Below are 8675 nucleotides of genomic sequence, written 5' to 3'. Positions count from 1 at the left end.
GGCGTAGGCCAGGGTTTGGTGGCGAAGACGCAGGTCAGCACCTCCGAGGCCCCGGAATCGCGCACCAGGCGGGCAGCCTCGCTGAGCGACAGGCCGGTGTCGATCACATCGTCGACAATGAGGGCCCGGCGGCCCTCCAGGGGGCGTTGCAGGTCGGCGCGCACCTCGCAACGGCCCAGGCTCGCCCGGGCGTCCCCATAGGAGGCCAGCCACAGGGCGTCGAAGCGCACATGACGTCCGGCCCGCGCCAGGGCCCGGGTCAGGTCGGCGCAGAACCAGAGCCCGCCGGTGAGCAGGCAGATCGCCACCGTGTCATCGTCGATCCGTGGGACGATGGTCCTGGCCAGGGCCTCGACCCGACGGGCTACCTCAGCCTCGTCCAACAGGACCTCGATATCCCGCTCAGTCATTCAGCGCCTGCGACGAGGGTGCGTTCGGCAGGGGGGTGGCCTCGAGGATCGGCCGGCGGGCGGCTTCGGGAATGCTCGCCTCGGCCGCGCCACGAAGGTCCAGAAGCTCGGCCGGCGCGGCCGGGGGCTCGGCGGCGGCGCGCAGTTCGGCGAAGGTGATTTCCAGATCGGCCGCCGCCCCGGGAGGATCGATCAGGGCGATGGCGAAGTGGCGAGTCTCCCCGGGCGGGATGACCGGATCGGCCGGGCGGGCGATCTTGGTGGCCACGGCCACGCCATTCTTGTCCAGCAGACGAATCTGCAGCGGCGGGGCGGTGATGGTCCTATCTTCGATATTGCGGATCATCCCTGAGACCGAGAGCGCGGCGTAGCCGTCATGCAGGGCCGGCTCGAATTCCACCCCCTCGATGGCCAGGCCGACGCTGTTGACCGGCAGGCCGACGCTGGCGAAGGCGCCCGCGGTGCTGGGCCACAGGCGCACCACATCCACACGGAAGACGACAGCCACCATTATCATCAGGGCCAGGGCCGCCGACATCCCGGCCCAGACCACGCCGGTGGCGGCGGCCTCGCGCAGACGTCGGGAATCGTCGGCCTTGGCCCGGAAAGCCCGGGGCAGAGCCTCGCCCGATCGGCCGCTCGGCGGCTCGTCCGGGAGGGAAGGATTTTCAGCCGCGGCTTGATCGACCGGCGGCGGGGGGCTATCGGCGGAGGCGGGCGCAGGGGCGGCGGCCGTCGGCGGCGGCTCAACGAGAACCTCGCGGCGGGCCGTCCACCGGTTTCCACAGCTCGCGCACTTCACGACGCGCCCTTGTTCAGGGATCTTCGCGTCGTCCACGAAATAGCTGGCGGAGCAGTCTGGACAGGTCAGTATCATGGCCGCTGTATCGGACCCTCCAGCCCACCGTATCGAGGTCGCCGATTCCGGTCTCCATGTCCAGAAACCCGAACGCCGCAGAGACGGCCGACGCCTGGGACGCCGTCGTGCGTTTCGACGACGTCTCCATGCGGTACGGACGCGAGCCTGAGACGCTCAGGGACCTCACCTTCTCCTTGCCGCAAGGGTCTTTCCATTTCGTCACCGGCCCGTCGGGGGCGGGCAAAACCTCTTTGCTGAAGCTGATCTATCTCGCGGCCCGCCCGTCCAAGGGACTTCTGCACCTGTTCGGACAGGATGTGGCGCAAACTCCGGCCGAGGTGCGGCCCTTTCTGCGCCGCCGTATCGGGGTGGTCTTCCAGGAATTCCGCCTCCTCGATCATTTGAGCGCCTTCGACAACGCCGCCGTGCCCCTGCGGGTGGCCGGCGCCAAACCTGACTCCTACCGCCAGGACGTCGCCGAGCTGTTGACCTGGGTTGGGCTGAAGGACCGGATGCATGCCCTGCCCCCGACCCTGGCTGGGGGCGAGAAGCAACGCCTGGCCATCGCCCGCGCCGTGGTAGGTCGTCCAGACATCCTGCTCGCCGATGAGCCGACCGGCAATGTGGACCATGAGATGGGCCTGCGCATCCTGCGCCTGTTCCTGGAGCTCAACCGCCTGGGAACGACCGTCCTGATCGCCACCCACGACCAGGACCTGGTGGCCCGGTCCGGCATGCCCGTCCTGCATCTGGAGGAAGGCCGGCTGGTCCATATGGGGCAGGTTCCGGCGGGGGGCGGGTCATGAGCCGCCGCGGCGGGGGCGGTCCCCTAAATCTGGACCGCTGGCGGCCGGCGCCCTTCCTGCCGGAGCGCGACACCCGCGACAGCGCCCTGGTCTTTGTGGTGGCGGTCCTCTGCTTCCTCGCCTGCCTGACCGCCCTTGGGGTGATCGCTTCGGACCGGGCCGCCAGGGGCTGGTCCCATCAGCTGAGCGGCGAAATGACGGTGATCGTTCGCCCCAAGGCCAATGAGACTCCCGATTCAGCCGCCGGCCGCGCGGCGGAAACCCTGGCCGGGGTCGCAGGGGTGGCCGAGGCCCGCGCCCTGGAACGGGAAAAGGCCGAGGCGCTGATCGCCCCTTGGCTGGGAGAGGCCGCCGATCTGGCCGATCTTCCGGTGCCGCGGCTGGTGGCCGTGGTGCTGGACCGCGAGGCGCCGGCCAACGCCCAGACCCTGCAGCGGGCGCTGCAGGCCCGAGGGCTGGACGCCGTGGTGGACGATCACACGACTTGGCTGGCCGACATCCAGCGGGGGGCGGCCATCGCCCGGTGGGTCGGGCTCGGGGTGTTCCTGCTGATCTCGGCCGCCGCCGCCGCCGTGGTGGCCTTCGCCACCCGCGCCGGCCTGGCGGCCCGCCGCGAGGTGGTGGAGCTCCTGCACCTGACCGGCGCCGAAGACGCCTTCATCGCCCGCCTGTTCCAGGCCCGCTTCGCCCGGATGGCCGCCGGAGCGGGGCTCACCGGCGCCTTAGCCGCCGCGGCCCTGGGCGCGGCGCTGCGCCTGGGGGGCGGAGGACAGGGTCTGACGCCGGTGCTGCCGGTGGCTTGGAGCGACCTGCTGGCTGTTCTACCTTGTCCATTGGCCGCAGCCCTGGTGGCGGCGGTGGCGGCGCGGCTGACGGCCGCGAGCCTCATTCGCGAGCTGTCCTGAGCCGGAGCCCCATGAAAACGCTCGCCATCCTCTTCGTGGCCGCCCTGATCTGGGCCGCCGGACTGCTCGCCTTCGCCACCCGGGTGGAGCAGTCGACCCCGGCGCGGGAGCCGCGAACCGCCGACGGCATCGTCGCCCTGACCGGTGCGGGCTCCAACGAGCGCATCGCGGCGGGTATGCGCCTCCTGGAAGCCGGCAAGGCCGACCGGATGCTGGTCTCAGGCGTCAATCGCGAGGCCAGCCGTCAGGACATTCGCGTCGTCAGCCGGGCGGCGCAGCGCCTCTATGACTGCTGTGTCGATCTGGGGTTCGAGGCCGCCGACACCTTTGGGAACGCCCAGGAGACCGCCGGCTGGGTGCGGGCCCGGCGTTATGACAGCCTGATCGTGGTGACCGCCGACTATCACATCCCCAGGGCCATGCTGGAGCTGGGCGCCGCCCTCCCCGGCATCGACCTTCAGGCCCATCCCGTCGCCACCCCCAGCCTGGACGCCCGCCGGTGGTGGCGCACAGCCGGCGGGGCGCGGCTCATGGTGTTCGAGTATTCGAAGTACCTGGCCATACTGGGTCGCGAAATGATTCTGAGACTGGGACCCAAGGACGCCAAACCCGCCGCCGCGCCGGCCCCCACGGCCCAGGGCGGCTAGGCGGCGGCCACACCCGGTCCCGGGGGATACTGAACGAATGAGGCTCGCCTTGACGGCTTTGCGCTCCCTGCTCTTCGTGGCGCTCTTCTATCTCTGGTCAGCGACCCTGGCGATCCTGATCACGCCGCTGTTGCTGGCGCCCAGAACCTGGACCCTGCGCGCTCTGGATTTCTGGAGCCGCGGGGTCATCGCCCTGCTGCGCATCTGCGACATCCGCGTCGAGGTCCGGGGGCGTGAGCACATGCCCGCTGGCAAGGCCCTGGTGGCGCCCAAGCACCAGTGCATGTTCGACGTCTTCGCCCAGTTCGCCTGGCTGCCCGACAGCTGCTTCGTGCTGAAGAAGGAGCTGATGTGGATCCCCTTCTTCGGCTGGTTCGCCCAGAAGGCGCGCATGATCGTGGTCAACCGGGAGGCCCAGGCCGCGGCGCTCAAGAAGATGGTGCGCGACACCGAGGATCGCCTGCAGGAAGACCGGCAACTGGTCATCTTTCCCGAAGGCACCCGAGGCGAGCCCGGCGTGCGCGGCAGCTACAAGCCCGGCATCGCGGCCCTTTATCGGGAGCTGAACCTGCCGGTGCATCCGGTGGCCACCAATTCCGGCGTCCACTGGCCCAAGCACGGATTCCTGCGCAAGCCCGGCGTCATCGTCTTCGAGTACCTGGAGCCCATCCCCCCTGGCCTCAAGCGCGCCGAGTTCATGCGCACCCTGGAAGACCGGATCGAGACGGCGTCGATGAGACTACTGGATCTCTAGGCGAGCGTGGGCGGCCTGGCGCTCCACGCGGATCAGCAGGTCTTCCATGGCCCGGTCGCGCACGCCCTCTTCGCGGAGATGGCCCACCAGGTCGCGGAGGTAGTCCTCATTGGGGCCAGACAGGCCCACGGCGCCGGTGATCAGCTGCGCCTGCCGCTCCAGGGACAGGGCGCCGGCCCATTGGGGATGGCCGACATCGGAGAGGAAGACGAGGCTCTCCACCCGCCGGCCATCGGCCAGGCGCACCGGCCGCCTGGCCTCCACATAGGTCTCAGTGGGCTGTTCGCGCTCCATCAGATAGGCATAGACCTCGGGCCAGTCAGCTTCCGCCACCCGATAGGCCGCGCCCCGGACCGCGCCGCCGGGCGCCAGGCCCAGCACCAGACCCGGACGCTCATAGGTGCCCCGGTGATGGACCGAATAGATGCAGAAGGCCCGGCGGCGGCCGTGTAGGATGGCGCTTGAGCGCTCGACAAAGCTGAAGCCTGGCCGCCACATGAGCGACCCATAGCCGAACACCCAACCGTCCCCGCCGCCCGCCATTCCCGATCCGCCAGAAGAAAAGCCTGCAAAGCCCTCCATGTCTGTGCCTGATACCGCGCCCGCCCGCAAACCCCGCCGCCTGGGTCTGTTCCTGCCCTTCGCCCTGCTGTTCCTGGCCATGATTGTCTGGAGCGGCTTCTGGTTCTGGACCCGCATCCAGACCGGCGACCGCATGGACGCCGTAGCGGAAAACCTGCGCAGCGCCGGCTATGAGGTCAGCTGGGGGACGCGCAGCATCGGCGGCTATCCCTTCCGCCTCAACGTCACCCTGACCGATGCGGTCATCCGCGAGCCCTCCGGCTGGGCCCTGGCCACCCCACGGCTGGAGTCCGAGGCCTATATGCATGCGCTCGGCCGCTGGATCTTCGCCGCGCCAGACGGCCTGACCTTCACCCGCCCCCGCAGCGGCGCCGTGCGCGTGACGGGTCGGCTGCTTCGCGCCAGCCTGGGCGATGTGAACGCCAAGCCGCCCCGTTTTGATTTCGAAGGCGCTGAGCTGATCTTCACGCCTGAGCCCGGCGCACAGCCCTTCGCCCTGTCCCAGGCCCAGAAGGTGGCCTTTCATCTGCGCCCCGGCCCCGAAGACCAGGGCGCGCTCTTCCTGGAGGTCCAGGATGGTCAGGCCCAGATGTCGGGTCTGTTCGCCCGCATAGCCCAGGACGGCGATATCGACCTCAAATGGGACGCCCTGCTGACCCAGATGAGCGCCTTTGAGGGCGCCGACTGGCCCTCGGCGGTGCGCAACTGGAGCCAGGCTGGCGGCATGTCCCAGGTCCGCGAGGCCGGCCTGACCGCCGGCGAGGCGGTGATCGGCGTCAATCGCGGCCAACTGTTCGTGGGACCTGACGGACGACTTCGCGGGACCCTGGACGTCACCCTGCGCCAGGCGCCCGAGGCCCTGGCCGCCCTGGGGGCCGGGGGCGTCCTACCCCCTGAGACCGCCGAGACCGCCGCCGCCGTCACCGCCGCCCGCCAGGGCGCCGACAATGTCGCCCAGGCGGCCATCACCTTCCAGGCGGGCCAGACGACGCTGGGGCCGGTGGCCATCGGGCCGGCGCCGCGGGTCTATTGAGGTCGATGGTTTCGACTGCAACTTTATTGCGCGAAGGCCGCCTATTGCGCGCCTCCGCGCAATGACTTAGGTCGCGGCTTTCGTTTCGGGAATAGAAATGGCCGACGCCCAGCAAGCCGCGCCCGTCTCCCCGCCTGGGGAGGCCCTGCCTCTGGAGGCCGTGCGCGCCCGGATCGACGAGATCGACGCCGGCCTGCTGGCCCTGCTGGACGAGCGCACGGCGCTCGGCAAGCAGGTGGCCGCGGCCAAGGCCGCCGCCGGCCAGGCCGACCGCTTTGGCCTGCGTCCTGGCCGGGAAACCGAAATCCTGCGCCGCCTGCTGGCCATGCCCCGCACTGGCGCGAGTGACGCCCTGATCATCCGGGTCTGGCGCGAGCTGATGGGGCAGAGCCTGGCCCTGCAAGGCCCCTTCAACCTCACTGTCTGGGGGGGCGCGGCTGCGACCCGCGCGGTGGAGCTGGCAAGGTTACGCTTTGGCGCAGCGCCACCCCTTCGCCTCGCCGCCAAGCCAGAAGACACCCTGGCGGCCGCCAGACTCAAGGGCGGCGTCGGCGTGGCCATGCTGACCGAGTCCGCCTGGTGGGGCCGGCTGCTGGCCGAACCGAAGCTCAAGGTCTTCGCCGTCCTGCCCTGTCTCAACGCCTGGGGTCCGCCCTCGGCGCTGGCCTTTGCCGAGGTGGAGGTGGAGCCCACCGGCGCCGACGTCACCCTGTGGGTCACCGACGCGCCCGGCCCGGCTGCGAAGGTCGCCGAAGCCCTGAGCCGGGATGGCGTGGCTGCCGAACTGCTGAGCGAGGCCGGCGGGCTTAAGCTCTTCACCCTGGCGGGCTACTACCAGGCCAATGATGAACGCCTGGCCCGGGCGCCTGGGCGCCTGAGCGGCGTCATCGGGGCTGCGCCGGAACCATTCGACGTGTAAGAGCCAGGGCCTGATACGTCCAAACCCAGGCCCTCTCATGTCCCAGTCCCCTGATCGCGCCGCCGCCGACCGTCCGGTTCCCAAGCCGGGCATCCTCGACATCTCGGCCTATGTCCCCGGCAAGGCCAAGGTCGACGGGATCGAGCATCCCCTGAAGCTGTCGGCCAATGAGAACATCCTGGGCTGCAGCCCCAAGGCCAAGGCCGCCTATGCCGGCGCCCTCGACCAGCTGCACATCTATCCCGACAGCCGCGCCACCCCCCTGCGCCAGGCCATCGCCGCGGAGTTCCGCCTGGAGCCCGAGCAGCTGATCTTCGGCTGCGGCTCCGACGAGATCTTCCACATGCTCTGCCAGGTCTATCTGGAGCCGGGCGACAACATCGTGCAGGGCGAGTTCGCCTTTGGCGCCTACGCCATCGGGGCCCGCGCCTGTCAGGCGCAGGTGCTCAGCGCGCCTGAGCCCGACTACCGCGTCGACGTGGACGAGCTCCTGAAGCTGGTGAATGACCGCACCCGGCTGGTCTTCATCGCCAATCCAGGCAATCCCACCGGCACCTATGTCGGCGGCGAAGAGATCCGCCGCCTGCACGCCGCCCTGCCCAAGAGTGTGGTCCTGGTGCTGGACGGCGCCTATGCCGAGTTCGTCGATGATCCCGCCTTCGAGGACGGGACGGACCTGGCGCGCACCAGCGACAATGTCATCGTCACCCGCACCTTCTCCAAGCTGCACGGCCTGGCGACCCTGCGGGTGGGCTGGGCCTATGGGCCGACCGAGATGATCAGCGCCCTGGACCGCATCCGCCAGCCGTTCAACACCACCATCCCCGGCCAGCTGGCCGCGGTCGAGGCCCTGGCCGACAAGGACTTCCAGAAGGCCTCCCTGGACCTGCTGGCCCAGTGGCGGCCCTGGCTCGCCCAGCAGCTGGGGGGGCTGGGCCTGTCGCCGGTGCCCAGCGCCACCAACTTCGTCCTGGTGGGCTTCCCCACCACGGGCGCGAAGAGCGCCCAGGCGGCCGAGGCCTATCTGGCCAGCCGCGGCCTGATCGTCCGCGGGGTCGGCGGCTATGGCCTGCCCCACCACCTGCGCATGACCATCGGGCTGGAGGCGCATAACCGCGCCGTGGTCGAGGCCCTGGCCGACTTCATGCAGGCCGATTGATGGCTGAGCCCGTCTTCGCCCGCCTGGCCATCATTGGCTGCGGCCTGATCGGCTCGTCCCTGGCGAGGGGCGCGCGGGCCTCCGGTGCGGCGGCTGAGATCGTCATCCATGACGCCAGCCCCTTCGCCCGCGCCCGCATCGCCGAGCTGGGTCTGGCCGATCAGGTGACGCTCACCGCCGAGGAGGCGGTGGCCGGCGCCGATCTGATCATCTTCGCCACGCCGGTGCGGGCCATTGGCGAGGCGGCTGCGGCCTGCGCCCACGCCATCTCGCCCGGCGCCATCGTCAGCGATGTGGGCTCGGTGAAGGCCGCGGTCAGCGAAGCGCTCGCCGCCGCCCTGCCCGACAGCGTCCACATCGTGCCGGGCCACCCCATCGCCGGCACCGAACAGTCCGGCCCCGACGCCGGCTTTGCTGAGCTGTTCCACCAGCGCTGGGTGATCCTGACGCCGCAGGCCCGGGAGGACGACGCCTATCTGGAGGCGGTCCAGCGCCTGGCCGACTTCTGGACGACGCTCGGCGCCCAGGTCGAGCGGATGGACGACAAGCACCACGATCTGGTCCTGGCCGTCACCAGCCATCTGCCCCACCTGATCGCCTA

Annotated in this window: 11 protein-coding genes; 8 read left to right on the top strand and 3 right to left on the bottom strand. The window is 70.2% G+C overall.

What is annotated here, in order from left to right:
- Positions 1–410: phosphoribosyltransferase (locus tag Q7V15_RS00055; RefSeq protein ID WP_304752621.1), on the bottom strand; the 410-nt coding region annotated here is incomplete at its 3' end.
- Positions 403–1287, bottom strand: coding sequence for a DUF3426 domain-containing protein (locus Q7V15_RS00050; protein WP_304752619.1), 885 nt, complete (start codon positions 1285–1287; stop codon positions 403–405). The genes Q7V15_RS00050 and Q7V15_RS00055, both read right to left, overlap by 8 nt.
- Positions 1288–1343: 56 nt before the next feature.
- On the opposite strand from Q7V15_RS00050, the gene ftsE reads away from it, so the two are divergent.
- Genes ftsE through Q7V15_RS00030 form a run of 4 tightly spaced genes read left to right on the top strand, consistent with a single transcriptional unit; the run spans position 1344 to position 4381 of the window.
- Entirely contained in the window at positions 1344–2075 is a 732-nt protein-coding gene (ftsE, locus tag Q7V15_RS00045; protein ID WP_304752617.1) for a cell division ATP-binding protein FtsE, read from the top strand.
- Positions 2072–2980, top strand: coding sequence for an ABC transporter permease (locus tag Q7V15_RS00040; protein ID WP_304752616.1), 909 nt, complete (start codon positions 2072–2074; stop codon positions 2978–2980). The genes ftsE and Q7V15_RS00040 overlap by 4 nt, the downstream gene beginning before the upstream one ends.
- A gap of 11 nt (positions 2981–2991) precedes the next feature.
- Positions 2992–3627: a YdcF family protein gene (locus Q7V15_RS00035; RefSeq protein ID WP_304752614.1), complete on the top strand. Its 636-nt coding sequence runs from the start codon at positions 2992–2994 to the stop codon at positions 3625–3627.
- Between the two features lie 49 nt (positions 3628–3676).
- The gene (locus tag Q7V15_RS00030) at positions 3677–4381 is read left to right on the top strand and encodes a 1-acyl-sn-glycerol-3-phosphate acyltransferase (RefSeq protein ID WP_304752623.1); all 705 of its coding nucleotides are present in this window, start codon (positions 3677–3679) and stop codon (positions 4379–4381) included.
- Here Q7V15_RS00030 and Q7V15_RS00025 read toward each other — a convergent pair.
- On the bottom strand, positions 4367–4924 hold the full coding sequence (locus Q7V15_RS00025) for a gamma-glutamylcyclotransferase (RefSeq protein WP_304752611.1): 558 nt from the start codon (positions 4922–4924) through the stop codon (positions 4367–4369). The genes Q7V15_RS00030 and Q7V15_RS00025 overlap by 15 nt on opposite strands.
- Positions 4925–4961: 37 nt before the next feature.
- Between Q7V15_RS00025 and Q7V15_RS00020 the strand changes: the two genes are divergently transcribed.
- From Q7V15_RS00020 to Q7V15_RS00005, 4 genes are all read left to right on the top strand, one after another.
- Complete coding sequence (locus Q7V15_RS00020) at positions 4962–5996, top strand: DUF2125 domain-containing protein (protein WP_304752608.1); 1035 nt, start codon at positions 4962–4964, stop codon at positions 5994–5996.
- Positions 5997–6093: 97 nt separating this feature from the next.
- On the top strand, positions 6094–6915 hold the full coding sequence (locus Q7V15_RS00015) for a chorismate mutase (protein WP_304752605.1): 822 nt from the start codon (positions 6094–6096) through the stop codon (positions 6913–6915).
- Between the two features lie 37 nt (positions 6916–6952).
- Positions 6953–8074 carry a histidinol-phosphate transaminase gene (gene hisC, locus Q7V15_RS00010; protein ID WP_304752604.1) on the top strand — a complete coding sequence of 374 codons (1122 nt, stop codon included), beginning with the start codon at positions 6953–6955 and terminating at the stop codon, positions 8072–8074.
- Positions 8074–8675: prephenate dehydrogenase/arogenate dehydrogenase family protein (locus Q7V15_RS00005; RefSeq protein WP_304752602.1), on the top strand; the 602-nt coding region annotated here is incomplete at its 3' end. The genes hisC and Q7V15_RS00005, both read left to right, overlap by 1 nt.

The organism is Phenylobacterium sp. (genome assembly GCF_030651755.1).
In the GTDB taxonomy this organism is placed as follows: domain Bacteria; phylum Pseudomonadota; class Alphaproteobacteria; order Caulobacterales; family Caulobacteraceae; genus Phenylobacterium.
This window is presented reverse-complemented; position numbering and strand designations above follow the sequence as displayed.